General features: G+C 68.1%; 25 protein-coding genes and 1 tRNA gene. 13 read left to right on the forward strand and 13 right to left on the reverse strand.

The genetic code is table 11. The annotated features are described in order from the left end of the window. The first annotated feature begins 135 nt into the window (after positions 1–135). Genes ACWF9G_RS00185 through ACWF9G_RS00195 form a run of 3 tightly spaced genes read left to right on the forward strand, consistent with a single transcriptional unit; the run spans position 136 to position 3,415 of the window. On the forward strand, positions 136–1,017 hold the full coding sequence (locus tag ACWF9G_RS00185; protein ID WP_379309706.1) for an NAD(P)-dependent oxidoreductase: 882 nt from the start codon (positions 136–138) through the stop codon (positions 1,015–1,017). A gap of 59 nt (positions 1,018–1,076) precedes the next feature. After that, positions 1,077–1,736, forward strand: coding sequence for a GAP family protein (locus tag ACWF9G_RS00190; protein WP_452512497.1), 660 nt, complete (start codon positions 1,077–1,079; stop codon positions 1,734–1,736). Between the two features lie 2 nt (positions 1,737–1,738). After that, positions 1,739–3,415, forward strand: a complete 1,677-nt coding sequence (locus ACWF9G_RS00195; RefSeq protein WP_452512499.1) for a SulP family inorganic anion transporter — start codon at positions 1,739–1,741, stop codon at positions 3,413–3,415. A 6-nt stretch (positions 3,416–3,421) separates the two neighbouring features. Here the strand turns inward: ACWF9G_RS00195 and ACWF9G_RS00200 are convergent, their stop codons facing one another. Then, positions 3,422–3,808 carry a DUF5360 family protein gene (locus ACWF9G_RS00200; RefSeq protein ID WP_452512501.1) on the reverse strand — a complete coding sequence of 129 codons (387 nt, stop codon included), beginning with the start codon at positions 3,806–3,808 and terminating at the stop codon, positions 3,422–3,424. Between the two features lie 172 nt (positions 3,809–3,980). Here ACWF9G_RS00200 and ACWF9G_RS00205 point away from each other — a divergent pair, with 172 nt between their 5' ends. Beyond that, the gene (locus ACWF9G_RS00205; RefSeq protein ID WP_452512503.1) at positions 3,981–5,786 is read left to right on the forward strand and encodes an alkyl/aryl-sulfatase; all 1,806 of its coding nucleotides are present in this window, start codon (positions 3,981–3,983) and stop codon (positions 5,784–5,786) included. 109 nt (positions 5,787–5,895) lie between these two features. Here ACWF9G_RS00205 and ACWF9G_RS00210 read toward each other — a convergent pair whose 3' ends face one another. Next, entirely contained in the window at positions 5,896–6,357 is a 462-nt protein-coding gene (locus ACWF9G_RS00210) for a DUF6194 family protein (RefSeq protein ID WP_452512504.1), read from the reverse strand. A 61-nt stretch (positions 6,358–6,418) separates the two neighbouring features. Here ACWF9G_RS00210 and ACWF9G_RS00215 point away from each other — a divergent pair, with 61 nt between their 5' ends. Next, a complete protein-coding gene (locus ACWF9G_RS00215; RefSeq protein WP_452512928.1) occupies positions 6,419–7,126 on the forward strand; it encodes a MerR family transcriptional regulator in 708 nt (235 codons plus the stop codon). A 7-nt stretch (positions 7,127–7,133) separates the two neighbouring features. Here ACWF9G_RS00215 and ACWF9G_RS00220 read toward each other — a convergent pair whose 3' ends face one another. After that, positions 7,134–7,643: a pyridoxamine 5'-phosphate oxidase family protein gene (locus ACWF9G_RS00220; RefSeq protein ID WP_378849646.1), complete on the reverse strand. Its 510-nt coding sequence runs from the start codon at positions 7,641–7,643 to the stop codon at positions 7,134–7,136. Between the two features lie 125 nt (positions 7,644–7,768). Here ACWF9G_RS00220 and ACWF9G_RS00225 point away from each other — a divergent pair, with 125 nt between their 5' ends. Further along, positions 7,769–8,371: a hypothetical protein gene (locus ACWF9G_RS00225; RefSeq protein WP_452512506.1), complete on the forward strand. Its 603-nt coding sequence runs from the start codon at positions 7,769–7,771 to the stop codon at positions 8,369–8,371. Positions 8,372–8,396: 25 nt separating this feature from the next. Here the strand turns inward: ACWF9G_RS00225 and ACWF9G_RS00230 are convergent, their stop codons facing one another. The 3 genes from ACWF9G_RS00230 to ACWF9G_RS00240 form a co-directional block, all read right to left on the reverse strand. After that, positions 8,397–8,756 carry a hypothetical protein gene (locus ACWF9G_RS00230; RefSeq protein WP_379309698.1) on the reverse strand — a complete coding sequence of 120 codons (360 nt, stop codon included), beginning with the start codon at positions 8,754–8,756 and terminating at the stop codon, positions 8,397–8,399. An 86-nt stretch (positions 8,757–8,842) separates the two neighbouring features. Continuing rightward, positions 8,843–9,718: an NAD(P)-dependent oxidoreductase gene (locus ACWF9G_RS00235; protein ID WP_452512508.1), complete on the reverse strand. Its 876-nt coding sequence runs from the start codon at positions 9,716–9,718 to the stop codon at positions 8,843–8,845. A 40-nt stretch (positions 9,719–9,758) separates the two neighbouring features. Beyond that, positions 9,759–12,236 (reverse strand): molybdopterin-dependent oxidoreductase, encoded by a 2,478-nt coding sequence (locus ACWF9G_RS00240; RefSeq protein WP_452512509.1) that lies wholly within the window; start codon positions 12,234–12,236, stop codon positions 9,759–9,761. Between the two features lie 99 nt (positions 12,237–12,335). On the opposite strand from ACWF9G_RS00240, the gene ACWF9G_RS00245 reads away from it, so the two are divergent. Beyond that, positions 12,336–12,911, forward strand: a complete 576-nt coding sequence (locus ACWF9G_RS00245; protein ID WP_379309695.1) for a TetR/AcrR family transcriptional regulator — start codon at positions 12,336–12,338, stop codon at positions 12,909–12,911. Positions 12,912–12,939: 28 nt separating this feature from the next. Here the strand turns inward: ACWF9G_RS00245 and ACWF9G_RS00250 are convergent, their stop codons facing one another. Continuing rightward, complete coding sequence (locus tag ACWF9G_RS00250; RefSeq protein ID WP_452512510.1) at positions 12,940–13,803, reverse strand: NAD(P)-dependent oxidoreductase; 864 nt, start codon at positions 13,801–13,803, stop codon at positions 12,940–12,942. 100 nt (positions 13,804–13,903) lie between these two features. Between ACWF9G_RS00250 and ACWF9G_RS00255 the strand changes: the two genes are divergently transcribed. Next, the gene (locus tag ACWF9G_RS00255) at positions 13,904–14,257 is read left to right on the forward strand and encodes a winged helix-turn-helix transcriptional regulator (protein WP_379309691.1); all 354 of its coding nucleotides are present in this window, start codon (positions 13,904–13,906) and stop codon (positions 14,255–14,257) included. 159 nt (positions 14,258–14,416) lie between these two features. Here the strand turns inward: ACWF9G_RS00255 and ACWF9G_RS00260 are convergent. Beyond that, a tRNA-Arg gene (locus ACWF9G_RS00260) sits at positions 14,417–14,489 on the reverse strand. A gap of 270 nt (positions 14,490–14,759) precedes the next feature. Here ACWF9G_RS00260 and ACWF9G_RS00265 point away from each other — a divergent pair. Further along, positions 14,760–15,419 carry a hypothetical protein gene (locus ACWF9G_RS00265; protein WP_452512511.1) on the forward strand — a complete coding sequence of 220 codons (660 nt, stop codon included), beginning with the start codon at positions 14,760–14,762 and terminating at the stop codon, positions 15,417–15,419. An 865-nt stretch (positions 15,420–16,284) separates the two neighbouring features. Here ACWF9G_RS00265 and ACWF9G_RS00270 read toward each other — a convergent pair. From ACWF9G_RS00270 to ACWF9G_RS00280, 3 genes are all read right to left on the reverse strand, one after another. Continuing rightward, entirely contained in the window at positions 16,285–16,623 is a 339-nt protein-coding gene (locus ACWF9G_RS00270; RefSeq protein ID WP_452512513.1) for a hypothetical protein, read from the reverse strand. Positions 16,624–16,787: 164 nt separating this feature from the next. Next, positions 16,788–17,576 (reverse strand): DUF1542 domain-containing protein, encoded by a 789-nt coding sequence (locus ACWF9G_RS00275; protein WP_452512514.1) that lies wholly within the window; start codon positions 17,574–17,576, stop codon positions 16,788–16,790. 100 nt (positions 17,577–17,676) lie between these two features. Continuing rightward, positions 17,677–18,816, reverse strand: a complete 1,140-nt coding sequence (locus ACWF9G_RS00280) for an acyl-CoA dehydrogenase family protein (RefSeq protein ID WP_452512516.1) — start codon at positions 18,814–18,816, stop codon at positions 17,677–17,679. A gap of 71 nt (positions 18,817–18,887) precedes the next feature. Here ACWF9G_RS00280 and ACWF9G_RS00285 point away from each other — a divergent pair, with 71 nt between their 5' ends. The 3 genes from ACWF9G_RS00285 to ACWF9G_RS00295 all read left to right on the forward strand — a co-directional run bounded on the left by ACWF9G_RS00285 (position 18,888) and on the right by ACWF9G_RS00295 (position 21,650). Beyond that, entirely contained in the window at positions 18,888–19,487 is a 600-nt protein-coding gene (locus tag ACWF9G_RS00285) for a TetR/AcrR family transcriptional regulator (protein ID WP_452512517.1), read from the forward strand. A gap of 23 nt (positions 19,488–19,510) precedes the next feature. Then, positions 19,511–19,882 carry an ArsR/SmtB family transcription factor gene (locus ACWF9G_RS00290; protein WP_379309684.1) on the forward strand — a complete coding sequence of 124 codons (372 nt, stop codon included), beginning with the start codon at positions 19,511–19,513 and terminating at the stop codon, positions 19,880–19,882. Between the two features lie 130 nt (positions 19,883–20,012). Next, a complete protein-coding gene (locus ACWF9G_RS00295) occupies positions 20,013–21,650 on the forward strand; it encodes a long-chain fatty acid--CoA ligase (protein WP_379309683.1) in 1,638 nt (545 codons plus the stop codon). A gap of 121 nt (positions 21,651–21,771) precedes the next feature. Here the strand turns inward: ACWF9G_RS00295 and ACWF9G_RS00300 are convergent, their stop codons facing one another. Together ACWF9G_RS00300 and ACWF9G_RS00305 are read right to left on the reverse strand one after the other, a co-directional pair. After that, positions 21,772–22,164, reverse strand: a complete 393-nt coding sequence (locus ACWF9G_RS00300) for an SCO5389 family protein (RefSeq protein ID WP_189030341.1) — start codon at positions 22,162–22,164, stop codon at positions 21,772–21,774. Between the two features lie 84 nt (positions 22,165–22,248). Beyond that, positions 22,249–23,280: a nitronate monooxygenase gene (locus ACWF9G_RS00305; protein ID WP_379308023.1), complete on the reverse strand. Its 1,032-nt coding sequence runs from the start codon at positions 23,278–23,280 to the stop codon at positions 22,249–22,251. A gap of 267 nt (positions 23,281–23,547) precedes the next feature. Here ACWF9G_RS00305 and ACWF9G_RS00310 point away from each other — a divergent pair, with 267 nt between their 5' ends. Beyond that, positions 23,548–24,417, forward strand: coding sequence for a M23 family metallopeptidase (locus tag ACWF9G_RS00310; protein ID WP_379308024.1), 870 nt, complete (start codon positions 23,548–23,550; stop codon positions 24,415–24,417). Positions 24,418–24,661 lie beyond the last annotated feature (244 nt).

Below are 24,661 nucleotides of genomic sequence, written 5' to 3' on the forward strand. Positions count from 1 at the left end.
CGCCGTGACCAGGTGGATTACCTGAAGGTGAGCAACGGACGGAAAAAGTGCGTACTTGTCGGCCCGCGCGCGCCGCGCCGACACTCGGATCACCGCGATGGTCACCCGATCGCCGCGCAGTGATCGGAGCCGCAGATGACCTCAGTGCAACGACCCTCGGTGACCGTGCTCGGCACCGGCTCGATGGGCAGCGCCCTCGCCCAAGCCTTCCTCGCCGCCGGATACCCGACGCATGTGTGGAACCGCAGCTTCGAGCGAACCACGGCACTGGCCGCCGCGGGCGCGACAACCCACCGCGACATCGCCGACGCCGTCGAAGCGAGTTCGCTGATCATCGCCTGCCTGACCACCTTCGCCGCCACCCGCGAGAGTCTGGCTCCTGCCGCCGATGTCGTCGCTGGCCGCGACGTCATCACGCTCAACAGCGGAATACCGCTCCAGGCGAGGGAATTCGCGCACTGGGCGCACTGCGCGGGCGCCCGCTACCTCGGCGGGGCGATCAAGAACGTGCCGTCGGCCGTCGGCAATCCGGACACCCTGCTGTACTTCGGCGGCGACCGCGAGGTGTTCGACCAGCATGCCGGCACCCTGCGCGTCCTCGGCGGTGACCTCGAATTCCTCGGTGCCGAACCGGATCTGGCCGCCCTCTACGAATCCGCCGTCGGCGCCACCCTGCTGCCCGCGCTGCTCGGCTTCTTCGACGGCGCGGCGATCCTGGCCGCCCGTGGCCTGCCCGCGCGGACCATGGTCCCGTATTCGGTGAAGTGGCTGCAGATGATCGAGTCGCTGCTGCCGATCCTGGCCGCGGAGATCGACACCAAGGACTACACCCGGCTCGGCTCGAGCGTCGAGCTGTTCCACACCGCCGTCGTCGACGACGTGCAGCTGGCCGCCGAATCGGGGGTCGACCTGTCCTGGCACTCCACCATGCACGACCTGCTGCGCCGCGCCGTCGACGAGGGCCGCGGCGACCAGAGCATCACCGCCCTGTTCGAATTGATCACCGCCGCACGGTGAGCAGATCTCACCCACAACGTGTGACGCGCGGTCCCACCCCGTCGGCCTAGCGTGACCGCATGGGCCCAGTCATCGGTGATCTGCTTCCGCTGGCGGTGGGTGTGGCGATCTCGCCGATCCCCATCGTCGCCGCCATTCTCATGATTCTGTCCAAGAACGCGGGTGGCGCGGCGAAGGGATTCGCGGTTGGCTGGGTCGGCGGAATTCTGGTCGTAACCGCGGTGGTGACATTGCTCGCCGGATCACTGGGCGGTTCGGGGGAGAAGGAGCCGTCGGCGGTGGCGTCGTGGCTCAAGATCGTGTTGGGTGTGCTGCTTCTCGTGCTCGCGGCCGAACAGTGGCACGCCCGCTCCGACACCTCGGTGCCTGCCTGGATGCAGGCGATCGACAGCCTCACCGTGGTCAAGGCCGCGGGTCTCGGCGCGTTGCTGTCCGGGGTGAATCCGAAGAACCTGCTGCTGTGCCTGTCCGCCGGTGTGGTCATCGGTTCCGCCGGGCTGAGCGCGGGCGGTGACCTCGTGGCGATCGTGGTGTTCACCGTGCTCGCCTCGGTGACGGTGCTCGCGGTGATCATCGGATACGCGCTGGCCGCCGGCAAATTGGGTCCAACCCTCGACAGCGCCCGGCAGTGGCTGCAGGCCAACAACCACGCGGTGATGGCGATCGTGCTGCTGGTGATGGGCGCGGTCGTGGTCGGCAAGGGCATCGGCGGACTCTGACGGTGAGGGCCTCACTGCACGGCTACCAGCGCGCCTGGCTGCGGCCCGACATCGTCGCCGGGCTCACCGTGTGGGCGGTGCTGGTGCCGGAGGCGCTGGCCTACGCCTCGATCGCGGGCGTGCCACCGGTCGTCGGCCTCTACGCGGCCGTCCCCGCGCTGGTCCTGTATGCCATGGCCGGAAGTTCGCGGCACCTCGTCGTCGGCCCGATGTCGGCGACCGCGGCGCTGTCGGCCGCGATCATCACCCCGCTGGCAGGCGCCGACGGCGACCACTACATCGCGCTGTCGGCGGCGCTGGCCATCGCGACCGGCATCGTCGGCCTGCTGGCCGCGCTGCTCCGGCTCGGTTTCATCGCCGCGTTCATCTCCGAGCCGGTGCTGAAGGGCTTCATCGTCGGTCTCGCCCTGACCATCATCATCGGCCAGGTGCCCAAGCTGTTCGGCGTCGACAAGCACGACGGAAACTTCTTCGAACAGGCTTGGGGTGTCCTCCGCGATCTCGGTGACACCCAGTGGCGCACCCTGCTGATCGGCCTGCTCAGTCTCGCGGTCGTGCTCGGCGTGAAGCGCTGGCTGCCGCTGGTTCCCGGCTCGCTGCTGGCCGTGCTGCTCGGCATCGTCGCGGTGCAGCTGTTCGGGCTCGACGACAAGGGCGTCGATATCGTCGGCCACATCGATGCGGGTCTGCCCGCGCTCGGCCTGCCGGACGGCGTCGGCTTCGACGACTATCTCGACCTGCTCGGCCCGGCGATCGGCGTGCTGCTGATCGGATTCGCGGAAGGGCTCGGCGCGGCGAAAACCTATGCGGCCAAAGCGGGGTACGCCATCGACGCCAATCGAGAGCTGTTCGGCCTCGGCGCCGCCAATCTGGGGTCGGGTCTCGGTTCGGGCATGGTGGTGAACGGCAGTCTCTCCAAGACCGCCGTCAATGGTGGCGCGGGCGCGAAGACCCAGCTCAGCGGGCTCGTTGTCGCCGCGCTCACGGTCCTCACCCTGCTTTTCCTCACCGGCCTGTTCGAGAAGCTGCCCGAGGCGACGCTGGCCGCGGTGGTGATCGCCGCGGTGATCGAACTCGTCGACATCGCCGCCCTGCGCCGCCTCTACCGGGTCTGGACCCAGCTGCTCGCCAGCATCTACGGCCGCGCGGCCCGCGCCGACTTCCTCGCCGCCATGGCCGCCGTGTTCGGTGTGCTGCTGTTCGACACGCTGCCCGGCCTGCTCATCGGCGTCGGCGTCTCGGTGCTGCTCCTGGTCTACCGGGCATCCCAGCCGCACGTCGCCGCGCTGGCGAAAGAGGGCTCCCTGTGGGTGGATACGGCCCGCCACCCCGACCTCACCCCGCGCCCCGACCTGCTCGTGGTCCGCGTCGAATCCGCCCTGTTCTTCGCCAACGCCGACAACGTGAAGACCCGCATCAACGACCTGTGTACCGAGTCGACCCGCCTGGTCGTCCTCGACGCCGAAACCTCACCCGCCCTCGACGTCACCGCCGCCACCATGCTCCTCGACCTGCGTAATGCGCTGGCGCACCGACGTATCGACTTCCGCATAGCCCGCTCGGTCGCCCAGTTCGGCCAAGTCCTCGGCTCAGCCGAAGCGGGCGACACCCCGATCGGCATCTACCCGACCGTCGCCGCCGCGGCGGCCGACCTCCCCGAACACCCACCGGTGAGGTAACGCCGACTAGCGAATCCGTGCCTGCGCCACGATCAGTCGCGGCAGATAGAACAGCGGATAGATCAGCAGGAACAGGTTGGGGATCCACCAGGCCGGATCGAAGTCGCGCGCGAACACCCAGAACGAGATCGCCTGCAGGCCCGAGACGCTCGTCAGAGTCAGCGAGATGATCGCCAGCGGACGCCACTGTGGTGAATCGCCGCGGTGCAGCCAGAGGCTGGTCAGGCCGGTGGCGGAGATCGCAAGGTCCAGCGGAAGGAACGACCAGTTCCAGTGCACCAGAATCGGATTGGTGTAGTCACGGAACAGGTGTTCGGCGGGGATCAGATGCAGCGCGGTGATCAGCCAGTACACGATGAACCCGAGATCGGTCACCAGCATGAGCGCCTTCATCGACCGCATGGTTGTCCCGCTTCCCCCGTGTTCGCACCGTCGAGCCCGATCGTAGGAGCCGGGAGCCGCTCGCGCATCAGATGGAAATCATCCGCGGTGGATGATGCGGGGGCATGGTGACTCGCCGAGCATCGGGTGGACGAGTAGACCGAGCTGAGGAGCTGATTTCCCGATGGCGCTGGATTACGAGGATCGCACCGATTTCGAGAACGCCGATCGTGGGTTCATCACGACGTTGACGCCGATGCGGATCACCGACGCCAAGGGCGACGTAGTCTTCGACACCAGCGGCTATTCGTTCCTCGACGGTCCGTGCCCGGACACGATCAATCCGAGCCTGTTCCGCCAGGCCCAGCTGTGTGTGAAGAACGGCCTGTACAAGGTCGTCGATGGCATCTATCAGATCCGCGGTTTCGACATCTCCAACATGACGATCGTCGAGGGCGACACGGGCATCATCGTGATCGACCCGCTCATCTCCGCCGAATGCGCCGCGGCGGGACTGAAGCTCTATCGCGACGAACGCGGCGACCGGCCCGTCACCGCGGTCATCTACACCCATTCCCACGGCGACCATTTCGGCGGCGTCGACGGGGTACTGCCCGACGGGCGCGGCGACATCCCGATCCTGGCGCCGGAGGGTTTCATGGCCGAAGCCGTCTCGGAGAATGTCTACGCGGGCGTGGCGATGGCCCGGCGCGGCACCTACATGTACGGCATCGGGATGACACCGGGGCCGGAAGGGCAGTGCAGCACCGGTCTGGGTATCCAGGCCTCCCACGGCACGTTCGGCCTGGTCCCGCCCACTATCGACATCACCCACACCGGCCAGCAGGAGACGGTCGACGGCGTCCCGATCGTGTTCCAGATGACGCCGGGCACCGAGGCGCCGTCGGAGATGAACTTCTACTTCCCGCGGCACCGAGCGCTCTGTCTGGCCGAGAACGCGACCCACAACCTGCACAACCTGCTGACCCTGCGCGGCGCGCAGGTCCGTGATCCGCGCATCTGGTCGCACTACATCGATGAGGCGATCGAGATGTTCGCCATCGACGCCGATGTCGCGTTCGCCTCGCACCACTGGCCGACCTGGGGCGCCGACAATATCGTCGCGTTCCTGTCGTTGCAGCGCGATCTCTACATGTACCTGCACGATCAGACGCTGCGGATGATGAACGAAGGGCTCAACGGCCCGGAGATCGCCGAGGTGATCGAACTGCCGTCCGGTCTGGCCGACGCGTGGAGCGCGCGGGGGTACTACGGGTCGGTCAGCCACAATGTGAAGGCCGTCTACCAGCGGTATCTCGGCTGGTTCGACGGCAATCCGAGCTCGCTGTGGGAGTGGCCCGCGCAGCAGAAGGCCGTCCGCTATGTCGAGACCATCGGCGGGATCGACGCGGTGATCGAGAAGGGCCGCGCCTATGCCGACGCGGGCGATCTGCGTTTCGCCGCCGAGCTGCTCAAGCACGCGGTATTCGCCGAGCCGCACAATGTGGCCGCGAAAGCCGCTCTCGCGCAGACCTATAAGAAGCTCGGCTTCGGCGCGGAGAACGCCACCTGGCGCTGCTTCTACCTCACCGGTGACGAGGAACTGCGCGAAGGCGTCCGCGCGACCCAGCTGAACCTGGGTGGCGGCATGGCCGCCGCACTGTCGGTGGACCAGCTGTTCGACACCATCGCGATCCGGGTGAACGGCCCACGCGCGGCACAGGATTCGTTCCGGATCGAATGGCATTTCTCCGACCTGGACACGGTCATGCGCCTCACCCTGTCCAACGGCGTCCTGATCCGCACGATCGACCCGCGCTCGAAGGCCGACATCGACCTCACCCTGAACCTCACCAAGCCACAGCTGCTCGGCATCCTCGCGGGCAAAGGCCTCGACGGCATCGACCACACCGGCGACCCCGCCGTCCTCCAGCGCCTGTTCGGCCTGCTGGACAACCCCGACCCGAACTTCGCGATCGTCACCCCCTGAGCCCTCGGCGATGCGGTCGTGCCCGGCAGGCGCGACCGCATCGTCATGTCAGACCGGCACCACCGTCAGAACAGGGTCGAGCGCTAGAAGGCTGAGCTCGGCTCAGTCCTCATCGTGTCGGCCGTTCGAAACGGGCTCGGGCACGTTCGTGGGCGGTCCGCAGGAGGTCTCGGACCACCGCGCCCGTCCGCTCGCCGGGATCGACGACGGCCAGCCAGCCAGCCGAACCGTAGACGGGGTGAGCGATCACGGTGTCGGTGACGCTCGCGTCCGCCTCGTCGGGGCCGCGGCCGGGCGCGTGGCCCGTCCACTCGATGAAGGTCTCCCGGCCTGCGGCGATATTGAGCCGGAAGGTGCCGGGCCGGTCGAGCCGCGAACTCCGGTCGTCCGGGTAGTCCTTCGTCACGATGGTGGCGAAGGGCTGGGTCGTGGTCGGGACGACGCCGTCGGGGGCGTAGTAGAAGAACGAGTCGCCCCAGCTGATCTCCGGCCATTCGCCGTCCGGGGCGGGGTTCAGGTGCAGGACGCCGCCGAGGCCGGTCACGTAGTCGATGATGTCGTCTATCGTCATGGTTCGAGCGTCTCATTCAAGTGGTTGTGTGGACTTTTCCGGCGACGACGAGGAGTTCTTGGTGGAAAACCTCAACTCGCCGGTCGGTCGCACTGTCGACGTCGCCCGGCGTGCGGGGTATTCGGTCCAGCAGGTACGCAATCTCGAACGTGACGGTGTGCTGCCACCCGCGGACCGTTCGCCGGGTGGGCACCGGATCTACCGGGAGATTCATGTGCGGTCGGTGCTCGCCTACCGGGCACTCGCGGCGGGAGTCGGACCGGTCGAGGCGAAGCGGATCATCCGGACCGTGCACGCGGGTGACCAGGCGCGGGCGCTGGCGATGCTCGACGCGGCGCACGCGGGCCTGTACACCGAACGCGTCGACCTCGAGCTGGCCAGGCAGGCCGCCGAAGCCATTGCCGCGGAATCGATCACGGAGGTGCGCGGTTCCGACGCGATGAGCATCGCCGAGCTCGCCACCGCGCTGGGCGTACGCACCTCGACACTGCGACATTGGGACGCGGAGGGTTTGGTCGTTCCTGATCGATCGGCCGCGACCGGCGGTGCGCGCCGGTACTCGCCCGTGCAGGTCCGCGACGCCAGGATCGTCCATCAACTCCGCCGGGCCGGCTACCGAATCGAGCAGGTACGCAAGGTCATTCCCGAATTCCGGCAGCATTCCACGCAGGTGCGAGAGGCGCTGGCCGCCAGGGACGCCGCCATCACGGCCCGCTCGCTGGCCGTTCTCGACGGTGCCGCGGCACTACGCGAACTACTCGCCGGGTGAGGCCGGATCAGGGTGCGGGGGCCTCGGCGGTGCTGCCGGAAAGCGGCATGGCGGGCAGCCCGAGTTTGCGGTGGTCCCAGGACCGGACGCGTGTCGGCTCGACCCGCACGACGACGCGATTGTGCATCATGGCCTCCACGAACGGCCTGACCTCGGGGCTGTAGGGACCGACGTAGCGCTCGTAGATGTCGATGCCCGCCTTCCAGTACTCCTCGTCCTCGGTGTCCTCGATCAGGTGGGCGATGCCTTCGATCGAGACGCCGCGCAACTGGTCGTAGGTGTCGCCGGCTTCGGCCATACAGGTGATGGTGGGATCGCGGCGCAGATTGACCGCCTTCTGCGACTTCGACTTGGTCTCGAAGTAGATGACGCCGTCGATATGCCCGAACCACATCGCCGTCAGATGCGGCTTCCCCTCGGCGTTGAGCGTGGCCAGCGTGAGTACCCGGCTGCGGTCGAGGAACTGCGCGATCTCCTCCGCACTCATCTGCACCACGGCCCGCTGCTTGATACCCACCGACTCCACCTTCCAGCTCACGCCAATTCCCGCCGACCCTACCGAGCCGGCCGGCGCCCCGAACCGAAACACAAGAACATCGCGCGACGTCGGTCACGGCACGACTGTCGGACCCCGGTGGCAGGATGCGGCTCGTGGGTGACTATTTCGAACGCATCGTCGACCTCGAGGTGACGTCCGCGGACGCGGGCGCGCTGGCCGAGCGCATGGTGGACTGGATGGTGTCGCGGGGGTGGTTGTCGCGGGAGATGTCCGGCGACACGATGTACAGCCTTCAGGCCGACGAAGGGTATGTGCCAGGGCCTGATTGGGCTCAGATCGCGCAGGAATGGGGTGCGGACTGGATGCCCGGTCCGGTCGCCGTCATCGTCGGCCGAGATGCCCACTTTCCGGGGCAGGGCGCGATCGAACCGTCCGCGGTCGATTGCCCGCGGTGCGAGGCCACGACCGTGATCATCGACTACCCGCAGCGGTGGGAGGCTGATAAGGCTGTGTGGCAACCATTCTCCGCCGCGATCGATGCCTGGAAAGAAGCCGGTGCAGGGTCGGCGACCTGCCTCTCCTGCACCGTGACGAGCCCGATCACCGAATGGCACTGGGCTGATTGCTTCGCCCTCGGCGCCCTCGCCTTCGATTTCTGGGGCTGGCCCCCACTGACCGACGAATTCATCACCGAGTTGGGTGCTCGACTCGGCCACCGAATCGAGCACCACACGGGCAAATTCTGAACCGTCGAGTGCCTTCGAAACCGGCCTAGCCGTAATAGATCACGTACGCGTTGGTGGCCACGGCGACGACACCGGGACCCATCCCCGTGCAGCCGGTGCTGACGCGCTGGCCCGCCGGTGCGAAGGGGTAGCTGAGGGCCGAATAGGGACCGATTCCGTACAGCGGGAACGGCCCGTTGGCGTAAAGACCGACGCACTCGACCTTCAGCACGTAGTTGTCACCCCCGCCGGGCGGGCACGTCGCCGACGCGCCGAAAAGATCCCGCTGGACAACGCAATCCTGTGGCGCCGCCTGCGCGGAGCCGGAACCGATGATCGCAACAGCGGCAATACCCGAAAAACCAGCGGCCGCGACTCGTGCGGCGGCCACAATTGCTTGTTTCATATGGAAACTCCTCCGGTGTCAGGTTGATCTTCGGGCGAGCTCGGCCGAATGTTACGTCCCGTGTTTCGTGCCATTCGTGAGCGCGGCTATCCGCGGCCGAATCGCTCTACCAGCCGGGCGTAGCTGTCATGGCCGTGACCTGCGGCGAGTGCTTCGGCGACCAGAGCTCTGGTGTGGGTGGGTAGATCGGTGTCGATGCCGCGGGCTCGACTTTCGGCGATCAGGTCGTCGATGGAGGGCAGATGGTGTTGGAGTGCGCCGAAGGGCACGGCGAACTCCGCGCGATCGATCTCGTTCGCGAGCATCGGGAACAGGGTCGGCAGCGCCGCCAAGGACGGCTGGGCCTGCTGCTGGAAGTCGTCGACCCGGATACCGGCATTCCCGAGAAGTGCTGCGGCGTGGAGGAAGCCGTTCAGCAGGCCCCACATGATGTCGTGGACGGCCATCCCGTACAGCACGGCCACACCCGGGTCGTCGGAGACATGGGTCGCACGGCCGCCGAGTACCCGGAGCAGGCCTTCGTGCCGGTCGAACGCGGCGCGTGGGCCACCGTAGAACACCACCGCGTCCGGCGATCCGATGGCCGGGGCGATCGTCATGATCTGGCCGTGCAGGTAGTCGGCGCCATGCTCGGACACCCATTGCCCGGTGGCCCTGGACTGCTCCGACGTGCCGTCGGTCAGATCGACAATGGTTCGTCCCCGCAACGCCGCCCCCGCCGCACCCAGCAGCTCAGTCGCCACAGCACCGCCCTTGACATTGACGATCACCACCTCGGCCGCGCCGACAGCCGCCCCGGGCGTCGCGGCCGCACGCGCCCCTTTGCCGATCAGCGGTTGAGCTCTGTCCTGCGACCGGTTCCACACGGTGACCGGATGACCGGCGTCCAGGAGGGCCGTGGCCAGCGCCGACCCCATCTCGCCCAGCCCCAGCACCGAGACTGCTTCTGCGTTCTCACTCATAGGTCGAACGCTAGAAGCTCAACTCCTATTCAGGTCAAGACTATTCGGCCGGGACGCCTTCGAGCGCTTCGAGCCTGGCTGGGACGTGTTTGTGCCAGGGGGTGCCCGCGAAGTCGTCTTTGAGTTCGAGGCAGGTCAGTTCGTTGGGGGAGACCCCGGCACTGGTCGTGGTGCTGTCACCGGTGGGGTAGTCGAGGCCGAGACCGTTGGGCAGTGCGATGTTTCCTGCCCGCATCATGTCGCTGACCTCGATGATGACGGTGGCGGATCCGTTCGCGGTGACCAGGCGTGCCGGGCCGCCGTCGGTCAGCCGCAGGGCGGTGGCATCGTCGGCGCTGATCCGGAGGCGGCCGTCGCGATCGCGGCGGCGCCAGTCGGGGTTGCGGAAGATCGTGTTGGCGGTGAACGAGCGCCGCTCACCGGCGGCCAGGACCAGCGGGAACTCCGGGGTCGTCCACTCCGCGCGGGCGGTGGGCAGGTCGCGTACCTGGTCGAGCAGGCTGTCGATGGCGATGGTGAAACGGCGATCCTTGCGTTTGACGTAGTGCCACACGTCATCCCACGTGTCGTCGGTGAACACCACGCCGGTCGGGGATTCGATGATCGCGTCGAACAGCCGATTGCCCGGTGTCAGGCCGGTACCGGTGAAGCCCGCTCGGGCAACGGCTTTCGGGTTCGACATCGCACACATGTGACTGATACCCCACAGCACAGCGGCGCCACGCAGGCGTGGGTCCAGTGTCGTACCGAGCGTCTCGTACAACAGGTAGGGCGCGATCTTTCCGAGGGCGGGGTCGGCGGCGACGGCGGCCAGGAAAGTCGCGCCGAAGGTGTCGCGTCCGGTCTGCGCCGCGCGCCGGAGGCGGGCGATGACGGCGTCGTCGACCACGTTCATGCGCCGGAGCAGCCGCGCGTAGATCTCGGGCTCAGGCAGCGTGCCGTCCAGCGGTTCCATCAGTGGTTTCCGCAGGTGGAAGACGTTGCGGGGGAATTCGAAGTTGAAGAACGTCGCTTCGGGCTTCTCGAACTGGCTGGCCGCTGGCAGCACATAGTCGGCCTCGCGCGCGGTTTCGGTGAACGCCACATCGATCACGACCGACAAGTCCAGTGTGCGCAGGGCAGCACGGAACCGAGGGGAATCGGCGAGGGAGTGCGCCGGGTTCGACGAGTCGATCCACATCGCGCGGAAGCGGTCCGGGTGGTCGGTGAGGACCTCGTCGGCGATCGAGTTGCACGGGATCAGGCCACCGATGATCTTGGCACCGGTGACCGGTGAGGTCCGCCCGCCGCCAGTGCCCGCGCCGCCGCCGAGCATGCCACCCGCCAAGGGGACCATCGCGTCGAGCAGGGCCGAGGCCCCGGCTTCCACCCCCGCGCGCAGCGGGGTCACCCGTGCGAGCGCGGGCAACGTCGCGCTGATCGCGGTGGCCGCCGCGGTGACGGTCCGCGCCATCAGCCGCTTCTGCGCGCGTGCCAGTGCGCCCGGCTTCTTGCGCGGCGATCCGGAACCGGAACCACCGGCCAGCAGCGCGAACGAAGAGTGCAGATACATGGTGCCGGGTCTGCCGAAGTTGCCGGTGACGATCCACAGGAGCTTGTTCAGGTACGACACCAGAGTGCTGTTGGGCGCCTGCTGGATTCCGAGATCCTCGTAGACGCACACGCTCGACGCGGTCGCGATCCGGCGCGCCGCCGTGCGGATCTCGCCCTCGTCGACCCCGCTGATCTTCGCGAAATCCGTGACGTCGCAGGCCAGGAATGCCGCGCGAACCTCGTCGTAGCCGGTGGTGTGGGCGGCGACGAAATCGGCGTCGACCAGGTCTTCCTGCACGATCACCGCGACCAGCGCGGCCATCAGCCAGGCGTCGCGCCCCGGTAGCACCCGCAAATGGTGCTCGGCCATCGCCGCGGTTTCACTGACCCGCGGATCGATGACGATCATCGACCGGCTCGGGTCGGCGGCCACCTGCTTGAGTACCGGTCTGGCCCGCGGAAAACTGTGCGACTGCCACGGGTTCTTGCCGACGAACACCAGCACCTCGGCGTGTTCGAAGTCGCCTTTGGTGTGACCGCCATAGAGGCGGCCGTCCACCCAGATCTCCCCGGTCTTCTCCTGCGCCAGCGCGTTCGAGTGATACACCGAGCCCAGCGCGCCACGCAGCGCGAGCGCGTTGGCCGAGCCGAGGTGATTACCCTGGCCGCCCCCGCCGTAGAAGAAGATCTTGTCTCCGCCGTGTTCTTCTTTGACGGCGGAGAGTTTCGCGGCGATCTCCTCGATCGCTGTGTGCCAGTCGATTTCCCGATAGGTGCCGTCAGGCAGGCGTTTGAGCGGCTTGGTGATGCGGTGCGCGCCGTTCTGGTACAGGTCGAGGCGCATCGCCTTCTCGCAGGTGTAGCCCTCCGACGCCGGATGCGCCTTGTCGCCACGGATCTTCGCCAGCCGGCGCCCCTCCACGTCGACCGTGATCCCGCAGTTGCATTCGCACAATACGCACGCTGTCGCCTTCGGCTCGGCCATGTCGCACCCTTTCCAGCCTAATATGCTAGGCAACATAGCATATTATTATGGCAGGTAACATAACAAAGCTGAGCTGAAACCCCGGAAGGAACAGAGCAAGTGGGAGCCCGCACCGACACCCGGCAGAAGATGCTCTACAGCGCCGTCGAGCTCCTGCGTGAACGCGGCTCGGCCGGGGTGACCGTCGACGCGGTGCTGGCCCGCAGTGGCGCACCGCGCGGATCGGTCTACCACCACTTCCGCGGCGGGCGCGCCGAGATCATGACCGAGTCGCTCGCGCTGGCCGGTGATGCCATCAGCGCCATCATCGACAAAGCGGTGGCCCAGGGCTCGGTCGCGGCGTTGCGGCGCTTCGGGCAGTTCTGGACCGCACTGCTCGAGCAGTCCGACTTCGAGGCAGGCTGCCCGGTCGTCTCTGTAGCCGTCGGCAGCTCGTCCGACGACCAGCACCTGCAACCGGCGGTCGCGGGCATCATCGACCGCTGGCACGTCGCCCTCGCCACCGCGCTCGAAGCCGACGGCGTCGAACCCGAGCGCGCCGCCCGCCTGTCCACCATGGCGATCGCCGCCATCGAAGGCGCGGTGATCCTGTGCCGGGTCAACCGATCCACGACGGCGCTCGACGATGTCATCGAGGAACTCGAGGTCCTGCTCACCTCGGCACTGCCCAGCTGAGACGTGCGCTGTCCGCCAACTGGTTCCGTTACCGGCGCAGGAGGTCCACGACGCCGGTGTTCGATTCGTTCCCGCCGCCCTCGGCTACCCGGCGTTCCATCAGTGCCATGAAGGGTTCGAGGAGTTCGGGGCTGACGCCCTGTTCGGCGGCGGTTTGCCGCAACGTGCCGTTCGTCGTGGTCATCATCGCCAGGTTCGACTCGACGCCCTGGGTGTAGTCGCCGCTCGCCAGCTGCGCTGCGGTGCCGTAGGAGTATCCGGCCATCGCTTGTTGGTAGGCGATCATGAGGGGTGCGAATTCCACCGGTGAGATGTCCTCGCCACCGATGAGAGCGAACGCGTGTGCGGCGCCTGCGAACATGCCCCACATCGCGCTGAGCAGGGCGATGTCGTACAGGGCGGCGAACCCGGCGTCCGCGCCGACGTAGGTGACATCGGCGGGTACGGCCAAAGCGTCGGCATGGGTCTTGTGCAGCTCCGCCGAACCGCTGTAGAAGACGTAGGCACCCGAGTCGGGGACTCCGATCATGGATGGGACGGCCATGATCCCGCCGTCCAGGAAACATCCGCCGCGTGCGGTGATCCACTCGGACAGCGCACGAGCCTCGGCGGGGGTGCTGGTGGTCAGGTTGACGACGTCGTGACCGGTCAGATCGATGCCATCGAGGGTCGCGCGAACCGACGCGTCGTCGAGCAGGCACACCACGACGAGCGTGTTGGCGGCGACGGCTTCCGCGGCCGTGGCGGCGACCGCCGCCCCTTCCGGGGCCTGCCGCGCACTGCGGTTCCACACCGTGACGGCATATCCGGCGGCGAGCCAGGAGCGGGCGAGTGCCGAGCCCATGTCGCCGAGACCGAGGATGGTGAGCGCTTCAATCGTGTTGTCGGACATGCTGGTTAGTGTTGGCGTGGCATCCGAGGGCGGACAAGTACGCACAGGGAAGTGGGTGCGCACTTCCGGGATAGTGACCAGGCAGAGGGAAGGGGCAGTCGTGCCGATCACACGCAGGCCGGGCGCGTACACATGCGGGCTCGACGCGACACTGTCGGTACTCAACGGCAAGTGGAAGATGATGATCCTGTGGCCGCTGAGCGAACGTCCCCACCGCTTCGGTGAATTGCGCCGTCAGGTGAAGGGCGTCACCGAGAAGGTCCTCACCACGCAACTGCGCGAACTGGAGGCCGACGGGATCGTCCATCGCGCGGTCTTCGACGAGGTGCCGCCACGTGTCGAGTACTCCCTGACCCCGCTGGGCGAGCTACTCAACAGCGCCCTGCTCCCCTTGGAAGCGTGGGGCCGCGAACACCTCATGGATGAAGAGGTCGTTCCGTCCGGTCATCGCTAGTGCGTCGCGGGCGGGCAAGGTGCGGTCGACGCCTTGGATCGTCCTGCGATGCCGGCCGGTCTGCAGCGCCTCGATGCCCACCATGCCGCCGAGTGTGGGCACGGCCTTCGGGCCGCTCGGTAGGGCGGAGCAAAAGCGCTGTGATCAGCGATGATGATGTGCCCTCGGCAGGATTCGAACCTGCGACACCCGCTTTAGGAGAGCGGTGCTCTATCCCCTGAGCTACGAAGGCGGGGTTGGTCGTCTGCCGGAACCGCAGTGCGCGGGCCCCGGTTTGACCGTGCCGAGTATAGCGTGCGCGGGCTGTGGCGCGGTCAACCCGGGGATCGGATCATTTGAGGATGATCTGATCGTGATCGCCCGGCGACACGCTGATCTGAAACGGGTGTGGGGTCACGGGTGTAGGGGCTGGGTGCCCTAGCGTTCCCGGAGGCTTTCGCCCGCCTGTTCGGGCATTCGTTCACGCAATGACTTTCTGCCTTCTCGCGAGGAGTACGTGGTCATGGTTGTGGGGTTCCGCTTTCCTGTGGTGAGGGCGCTCGTGCTGGCCGCGGCGGTGTGTCTGGGGTCGGTCGGGTGCTCGGTCGACGGTGGGTTGCTCGATCCGGTTTCGACGCTGTCGCAACGAGACCGCGCCGATCGGGACGCCGCGCGCACCGCCGAGCTCGATGGTGCGAGCGCGGAGACGCAGGCGACCATGCTCGCGTTCTACGGGTCCGTCTGCTCCTTGCAGACCCGGTATCGCGCTGATCTCGAAGCTGCCGAGCGCGATGCCGGTGCGCTCACGCCGGTGCAGTACCGCGATACGGCGGCGATGATTCTCGGTACTCGCGCCGCCGCGGCCGGGAGTGCGCGCGATGCCGCGCATCTCTTGCCGATCCCGAGCCTGTTCCGCGACGAATGGCTTACCGCACAGGGCGAATTGATCGGTCTCTTCGACCGGCTTCAGCAGGCGGATTCGTCGCGTGCCGCCGAGATGACCGCGGTCGATCTCGCCGACACCGAACGGCTGCGTGCCGTCGCGAGGGATCTGCTCGCCGCTTCGGCGCAGCAGATCGAGAACGAGAATCCGCGCGTCCGCGTCGTCGCGCAGGGGCTGCCCACGTCAAGGCAGGTCCGGCACGATGCCGCGGAGCTGGACGAATGTCAGATGCCGAGCTGAGGATCAGCCTGGTGCCGTCGTCGAGCGGCGGCGCTGTCCGGCGGCTACTACGAGGAGGAAAGGAGTGTGATGGGCAGAGCCCGATTTGTTCGCGGTGGTGTGCTGGCGGGGCTGATATGCGCGATGCTGTCGGTGGCGGGTGTGGCCGCCGCGGATGACGGCATCCCGGTCGATCACGCTCTGGTCGTGGTGCCACCTGTCGTCGACCCGGTATTGCCGGTCGGCGCGCCCCCTGAGTTCGATGCGCCTGCGAATTTCGACGCGCCGATCACCGCCCACTCGCATTCGGAATACGCAGCACCAGTGCAGGAGCTGCGCCACAGCGCTGTCGCCGAACGCGCGGACGTCGTCTTCCCGGTCGCATCCGTGATGGAGCCACCTCTTCCCCTGCCACCGATCGAGCCGATCCTGTCACCGGCCGATCTCGGTCCGATGCTGGAGCGGATCGGCCTGAATCCGAGCGGGCCCGCCCTTCCTGCGCCAGATCGCTGGCTGGTCGATGAGGCGTTAGGGATGATCGCGCCCAGCGTGCAGCAGTTGTTGCCCGGCGATCTCGGCGCGGGCGTGCTGGCAGGGCTCACTGGCCTGGCCACCATGTTCGGCCCGGCCACTGTGCCGGTCGATTCCCCGGGCACCTCGCCCCCGGTAGCGCTGCTCGATGCGGGCCGGGACCAGTTCGAGTTCGCGTCGACCGCGACGGCTTCGCCTGTCGTAGAGTCCGTCGACCTCGAGATCCCCACTGTCGCAGGCCCGGCGGCGGAGGTCGCGGTGTCCGCTCGGGAGAGCGTGGAGCCCCCGGCCGGCCCGATCATGTTGCTGTTTCTGATCGTCCTCGGCGTGGTGATCACGGGCCTGGCCTACCTGCTCATCCGGCGGCGCCGAGCTGGGATCCGCCGCATGGGAGGGCGCCGGGTTCCGGGCCGCCGCACACGAGGGCACCGCGCATCAGGGTGCGGGGCAGCACGGTGCCGGGCGGCGGAGGATCCGGCAGCGGACCACCGCCCAGCGGCAGTGAGCCTGGCTGCGGACCACTGCGCAGTTGTGGGCCCGGCAGCAAGCCACCGCCCAGCAGACCACCGCCTAGCCGTGGGCTCGGCAGCAGGCCACCGCCCAACCGTAGGTCCGGCAACAGACCACCGCCCAGCCGTGCATCCCGCAGCAGGCCACCACCTAGCTGTGGGCTCGGATGCAGGGCGATGGGCAACAGTGCGCCGATGTTCCCGGCTGCGACCGGGACTGTTCGGGACCGGACCTGAAAGGCGACCCGGACGCGGCGGAGCCGCGGTGCGCGGTGACCCGTGGCTGCTCGTCGAGCACAGCCGGTGCGGAGCAGGCCGCTCCCCGCCGAGCACCCGTCACACGAGCCGATCAGAAGGCGTCGAATCCACCGCCGCTGTCGAACCCGCCGCTGTCGTATCCACCACCCTCGGAGCCGCCCCAGTCACCTGAATCCTGACCCGGGTCATATCCCGGATCCTGGCCGATCTCGCCCTGGTCTCCGTGGTCGAGCGCCGCCTCACCGGTGCCGTCCTCGAACGCCTGGGCGTCGTAGCCGACTCCGGCCATCCCGGCGAACATCGACGTGAACAACAGAGCCGCACCGGCGCCCCAGGCGCCGGCGATCAGCGCGGGCTTCCACCACGGCTCCGAGTACCACCCCGCGGGGATCGGTCGTCCGGCCACGCGACCACCGGGGTGGTAATTAGGCGTGCCCGGAGACGGGGCGGGGGAGGCGGCGATGCGGCGGCCGTTGTGCTCGACGACCCGCAGTTCGTCGACGTGTCCGGCGATGTCCTGACCGTCGAGGGCGGGTACCGGCGGGCCAGGGTCCATCTGCATCGCGGTGCGCGCCGCGCGGATGTAATAGAGCCCTTCCAGCGCCGTCTGCTTGGCCAGGCGGGCGTGGATGGGCGAGTTCGCCCTGTCCATCTGACCGCCGGCGGCGTTGTAGCGTTCGGACGCGTCGGCCAGTGCCTGCCTGGCCGCTTCGTTGCGCGGCGACAGCTGGTACACCTGGCCGCCGAGCCGTTCGATCGCCACCCTGGCGTCGGCCTGGGCCTCTTCGAGTTCGCGCGCGTTCCGCTTGTTCTGCTCGGCGCGCAGATACAGCAGCGCCAGCACACACACGACGACGATCACGATCAGCCACCACAGCATCGCGCACCTCTTTTCGCCCGAGGTCTCGAGACGCCGTCCAGTTTACTGGCAGGTTGCCCTATCGGGCTGAGGCGGCTTGATCAGCGCGTTGCGGGATAGCTCACCCGGCGAGATGGCGGGCGATCACCAGGCGCTGGATCTGATTGGTGCCCTCGAAGATCTGCATGACCTTGGCCTCGCGCATGTAGCGCTCCACCGGGAAGTCCTGGGTGTAGCCGTAGCCGCCGAAGACCTGCACCGCGTCGGTGGTCACCTTCATGGCGGCATCGGTGGCGACCAGTTTGGCGACGCTGGCCTGGCGCGAATAGGGCAGTCCGGCATCGCGGCGGCGGGCCGCGTCGAGGTAGGTGGCGCGGGCGGTGTCGACCGCGGCGGCCATGTCGGCGAGCACGAAGCCGAGGCCCTGGTGGTCGATGATCTTGCGGCCGAACGCCTCTCGTTCCTTGGCGTAGGCGACGGCCTCGTCGAGCGCGCGCTGGGCGACGCCGGTGGCGACGGCGGCGATCCCGAGACGGCCCGCGTCCAGCGCGCTGAACGCGATCGACAGGCCCTGTCCCTCGTCGCCGATGCGGCGCTCGGCGGGCAGGAACGCGTCGTCGTAGGCGGCGGTGGTGGTCGGGATGCCGCGCAGGCCCATCTTCTCCTCGGGTTTGCCGAAGCTCAGGCCCGCGGTGCCGGCGGGGACGAGGAAGCAGGAGATGCCGCGCGAGCCCTCGCCGGTGCGGGCGAACAGGGTGTAGAAGTCGGCGCGGCCGCCGTTGGTGATCCAGGCTTTGCTGCCGTTGAGCTGGTAGCCGCCATCGACGGGGGTGGCCCGGCAGCGCAACGCGGCCGCGTCGGACCCGGCGTGGGCCTCGGAAAGGCTGTAGGCGCCGATGGTTTCGCCGGACAGCATGCCCGCCAGCCACTGCTGCTTCTGCTCGTCGGTGCCGTAGGTGAACAGCGGATGGCAGGACAGACCGTGCACGCTCACCGCGACCGCGACCGCCGCCCAGCGGCTCGCCAGTTCCTCCAGTACCTGCAGGTATACCTCGTAGGGCTGCGCGCCGCCGCCGAACTCCTCCGGGTACGGCAGGCTCAGCAGCCCGGCCGCGCCGAGCGCGGGGAAGACGCCGTCGGGGAAGACGCCGGTCTTCTCGCTCTCGGCGACCCGCGGCTCGAGCACCTTGTCGGCGATGTCGCGGGTCAGTTCGATCAGCTCGCGCGCCTCGTCGGTGGGCAGCATCCGGTCAACAGCCATGTCGACACAGTACGTCCAGCACTGAATTGCGTGCAAGGCAGCACGGAATTTTCAACCCCTATACTGGGACGATGCCTGCGTTGCCACCGAACAAGCATCAGGAGAAGAGCCTGCGGACGCGGACGCTGCTGCTCGACGCCGCGATCGAGAGCCTCGCCGAGGTCGGCTATGCGGGCGCGTCGATCGCCGACATCACCGCCAGGGCCGGGGTCACCCGCGGCGCGCAGCTACACCAGTTCCACACCCGCGGCGAACTGTTCGCCCAGACCATCGGCCATCTCACCGAGCGTCAGCGGGAAGCCATGCAGCGCAAGGCGAAAGCCCTGCCCGCCGACACGACGGCGGGTGCGGTGCTGGTGGAACTGGTCACCGCGACATTCGCTGGCCAGCTCGGACGCGCCTCGGTGGAGCTCTACGTCGGCATCGCCAACGACCCGCCGCTGCGCCGTGAGATGCTGCGCGTCCAGCACGATCTGACCGTCGAACTACTCGACCGCTGCGCCGGGCTGATCGATGCGGGCATCGCCGGGGAACGGCTGGAGAGCACCTTCTGGCTCACCATCAACCTCGTTCGCGGCGCCACCCTCGACGAGATGGTCGGGCGCGACCGGGTCCGCCGCAAGCAGGTGCTGGCCGACTGGACGGCCTTGGCCGACCTCGCCCTGCGCTGACGAACCGGGCCTATTATCTGCGCATGAACGCAGATGGCGGACCGGTCCGCGCACCGCTGGCCGAGGACCAGGTCGGCCTGGTCGTCGAGGTGTTCCGGATGCTCGCCGACTCCACCCGGGTCCAGGTGCTGTGGGCCCTGGCCGACCGTGAATTGTCGGTGAACGAACTCGCCACCGAGGTCGGCAAGCCGGGCCCGTCGGTGTCGCAGCATCTGGCCAAACTGCGCATGGCCCGGCTGGTGCGCACCCGCCGCGAGGGCACCACGATCTACTACAGCCTGGACAACGACCACGTCCGCAGGCTGGTCGTCGACGCGGTGCACAACGCCGAGCACGCGGGTCCTGGTGTGCCGGCGCATCATCGCGGGCCTGGCGCCGAGCCGCCGCATCGGTAGCAACAGCGCTGTCGGTGAACACGCTGTTCACCAGGAAAAGTTGCGCTGGGAAACAATTGCCGCTTGGTCTCTTTTCGGTAGCATCCGGTGTGACGTGGCTCATGCCGCGGCGAGACCGAAGGAGTTATCGATGCTGAGCACCATGCAGGACGACCAGCTGTCGCTGGCCAAGCTGCTCAACTATGCCGCCACCTTCCAGGGCAATTCGACCGTGTCCACCTGGACCGGTGACGGTGTGCGCACCATGACCTACCGCGAGCTCGGCGCCGACGCCGCCCGGCTGGCCAACGCGCTGCGCGGACTCGGCATCGAAGAGGGTGATCGCGTCGGCACCTTCATGTGGAACAACAACGAGCACATGGTCGCCTACATCGCGGTGCCCGCGATGGGCTCGGTGCTGCACGCGCTCAACATCCGCCTGTTCCCGGAGCAGCTGGTCTTCGTCGCCAACCACGCCGAGGACCAGGTCGTCCTCGTCGACGGCACGCTGGTGCCGCTGTTCGCGCAGTACCTGCCGAACCTGAAGACGGTCAAGCACGTGATCGTCGTCAACGGTGACGCGTCCGCGCTGACCGCGCCCGATGGCGTGACTGTGCACTCCTACCGCGAGCTGCTCGACAGCCAGTCCGCCGACTTCGACTTCCCGGTCGTCGACGAGCGTTCCGCCGCCGCGATGTGTTACACCTCCGGCACCACCGGCGACCCGAAGGGCGTCGTCTACTCGCACCGCTCCAACTGGCTGCACGCCATGCAGGTGAATCAGCCCAACGGCATGGGTTTCCAGGGCTCGGACTACGTGCTCGCGATCGTGCCGCTGTTCCACGCCAACGCGTGGGGCCTGCCGTACGCGGCGCTGATGTCGGGCGCGAACATCCTGATGCCGGACCGCTTCCTGCAGCCGGGCCCGCTGCTGGAGATGATGGCCGCCGAGAAGCCGACCTTCGCCGCCGCAGTGCCGACCATCTGGGGTGGCGTGCTGGCCGGCCTGGCCGCGCAGCCGCAGGACATCTCGCACCTGCGCACCGCCGTCGTCGGTGGCTCCGCGGTGCCGCCGTCGATGATGCGCGCGTTCGAGGAGAAGCACGGCGTGCGCATCCTGCACGCCTGGGGCATGACCGAGACCTCCCCGCTGGGCAGCGTCGCGCACGCGCCCGCCGGTGTCGAAGGCGAGGAGGCCTGGGCCTACCGCTACACCCAGGGCCGCTTCCCGGCCAATGTCGAGGCCAGGCTCGTCGGTGACGACGGCAAGGTCGTTCCCAACGACGGCGAGTCGCTCGGCGAGCTCGAGGTCCGCGGCGCCTGGATCACCGGTTCCTACTACTCGCCGACCGGCGCCGAGATCGACCCGGACAAGTTCGACGACGGCTGGCTGCGCACCGGCGACGTCGGCAAGATCAGCCCCGACGGCTACCTGACCCTGGTCGACCGCTCCAAGGACGTCATCAAGTCCGGTGGCGAGTGGATCTCCTCGGTGGACCTGGAGAACGCCGTGATGGGCCATCCGTCGGTCGCCGAGGCCGCCGTGATCGGTGTGCCGGACGAGAAGTGGGACGAGCGCCCGCTGGTCGCCATCGTGCTCGTCGAAGGCGCCACCACCCAGCCCGTCGAGCTGCGCGACTTCCTGGCCGACAAGTTCGCCAAGTGGCAGCTGCCGGAGCGCTGGACCTTCATCGCCGAGGTGCCCAAGACCAGCGTCGGCAAGTTCGACAAGAAGCGCCTGCGCGCCCAGTTCGCCGAGGGTGAGCTGGAAGTGACGACGCTGGGCTGATCCCCCGGTCGATGACGGCGGGCGTGGAATTGCTTCCACGCCCGCCATTTTCATTCAGTTGTCGGATTCTGTTGTGCGATGCAGTTGTCGATATTCAGTTGTCGAGGAGAAACGCTGGTGCTCAACAGTTCCGGAGTTCCGGGCTCTGGTTGAGGAGCTGGGCCCGCGGGCTGATGTAGCGGGTGTAGGTCTCGCCGCCGACTGCCGAGAGCGGGAAAGCCGCGACCCGATGGCAGTTCTGGAAGGCGAGTTTCACGCCGAAATGCCGTTCCAGTCCGCCACGAATCGCGTCGGAGGCAAGGGCGCGCAGCAGCTGGCCGCGGGCCACCTCGTCCGGCGGCGGTACCCGGTTGTCGGCGTACTCCTCGGCGCCTGCCTGCAGCTCACCGGCTACCCGGCTCACCACTTCCCAGGCGTAAGGCAGTGACGTGCGGACGCATTCGACGAATTCTGCGTCATCGATATCGCCCTGTTCGGCGCGCTCGAGCAGTGCTGCGGGAACATCGAGGGACATGGCGCTCTCCTCCTGCTTGGTGGTGGTCGGCGGGATGCGATGCCACTCGAGTCTAAACGAAATTCGTTGTCAACAACACTGGATTCACTCTGAAAGCGCTTTTCGGAGTGCGCTTTTCGCGTCGGCGTACAGGCCGCTGATCAGTTCGCCTACCGGTAGCTCGGTGGTCAGCGAATGCGCTTGCCCCGCCCACAGATTCACATCGTCGGGGTTGCCCGCGGCGCGGCCCGCGGCGCGCAACGGTGCGGTGGCGTAATGGATTTCGGGGTAGGCGGCAGGCGCGGTCGCGGTGTGCTCGGTGAGAAAACGGTTGCGGATTCCGCGCGCACGTCGTCCCGTGAACGCGCGCGTCAGCATGGTCGGTTCCGCCGACCCGAGCGCGGCGCGGTGCACGGCGTTGGTCCCGGCCTCCGGGCAGCGCAGCAGCGCGGTGCCGAGCTGCGCGGCGGCCGCGCCCGCGGCGAGCACGCCGGCCAGGCCCGCGGCGGTGGCGATGCCGCCCGCCGCGACGATCGGGCGGTCGGTGACGGCGGTGAGCAGCTGGATCAGCGTCAGCAGGCCGGGCGGGTCGACGGCGTCGTCGGCCGGATCGTCGAGGAAGCAGGCCCGGTGTCCGCCCGCCTCGGCGCCTTGGGCGATGAGGGCGTCGGCACCGGCGTCGATCGCGATCAGTGCCTCGGCGGGCGAGGTGACCGTCACCCACACCTCCGTGCCGACCGCGTGCAGCCGGTCGACCTCGACCGCGGTGGGACAGCCGAAGGTCGTCGACACCACCGCGACCGGGTCGGCAACCAGCAGGTCGAGCTTGTCGGCCCAGCCGTCGGTGTCGTGTTTGGGGGTGCCGAGCGGGAAGTCGGCGCCCAGCTCGGCGAGGTAGGCGGCGTAGATCGCGGGCTCGGCGACCGGGCCGGGCGCGAACAGATTCATGCCGAACGGGGCGGCGGTCGCGGCCCTGGTCGCCGCGATCTGGTCGGCCATCGCGTCCGCGGCGAGGTAGCCGGCGGCAAGTTGGCCGAACCCGCCCGCGTCCGAGACGGCGACCACCAACTCCGGGGTGGACGGGCCGCCTGCCATGGGCGCGGCGACGATGGGGACACGCAAACTCTCGATCACCATCTCCCGAGTCTGTCCTTTCGGCGCCCCGGCGGGGCGCGCCGACGGCGCGTGTGACCCGCTCGGCAACGGGATCGTTACTGTGAGACAGGCCTCCCACCTGCGAGTTCGAGATCGAAGGTTGCGGAATGGTCACGACCGGGTAGAGTTCCCGTCACAACGGATGCCGAACCGTTACATGCGGTTCGGTGACGGGAACCGCCAACGCGGATTCCGGGCCGGTCGCAAGCCGGTTTCGTTTTCCTTGTTGTCGGACGCTAGGACGAAACTTTGTCGCAGCACCGTGTGGGCCCCGAATCCATCTCCGTCAAGACCCTGCTGGGTGACGGAGGCGCCGGGCGCCCGAGCCGGCACCGCGCCGAACCGTCGCGTACCGATCGGGTGCGGGTCGCCGCCAGCGCCGCGGTCGCCGCAGGCGCCCTGGTCGGCACCGCAGCCTCGATCGCCCCGGCGATCTCCTACGCAGCCCCGCTGCTGCCGACGCACAACGACGACGTCGAGGAATCCGTCGTCTCCGATTCCGCTCGCGAGGCCGCCGAGGTCAGCCTGGTCGCCGCCAAGCAGGTCGCCGCGCCCGCCGCCGATGCGCCGGTGCAGGTCGACGCGGTCGCCGCGCCGATCGCCGCCCCCGTGGCAGCGCCGTTCGGCATCGGCAACCTGCCGCCGGAGATCTCCGGCCCGCTCGCCCAGGTCGAGGACATCATCCAGGGCATCCAGCACCAGGTCGCGCCGCCGCAGGCCGCCCGCCCGGTCGCAGGCCCGATCAGCTCCGGCTATGGCGCCCGCTGGGGTGCCATGCACTACGGCCTGGACTTCGCCGACACCCTCGGCGCCCCGATCCACTCCGTGTCCAGCGGCACCGTCATCGAGGCGGGCCCGGCCTCGGGCTTCGGCCTGTGGGTGCGGGTGCTCCAGGACGACGGCACCACCGCCGTCTACGGCCACGTCAACGAGATGCTCGTCAAGCAGGGCCAGCGGGTCAACGCGGGCGATGTCATCGCGACCGTCGGCAACCGCGGCCAGTCCACCGGCCCGCACCTGCACCTCGAGATCTGGGATCAGGGTGGCGGCAAGATGGATCCCCTGCCTTACCTCGCGTCCAAGGGTGTTCCTATGGAGTGGGGCCCCTCCTCGCACTGAGTGTTCGTGAGCGCGGATTCGTCCGTGAAAGCCAAGTGACGGTGGTTCGGTATGAGCCCCGTCACTTTGCTGTGTGATCCGGCAACACCGCTTGGCGCCGGGCCGATACTCCTCAAGGCCCTAGTACCCGGGGCCCGGGAAATTGGGGCTGTCGGCACGACATTCGGTCGGTATGCCGCTCCTCGATATGATGGCTCGATCTGCACGGGGCGGCCGTTCGCGCGCGTCCAGGCTCGATGAGAGG

The sequence above is a fragment of the Nocardia sp. NPDC055029 genome (genome assembly GCF_053608525.1).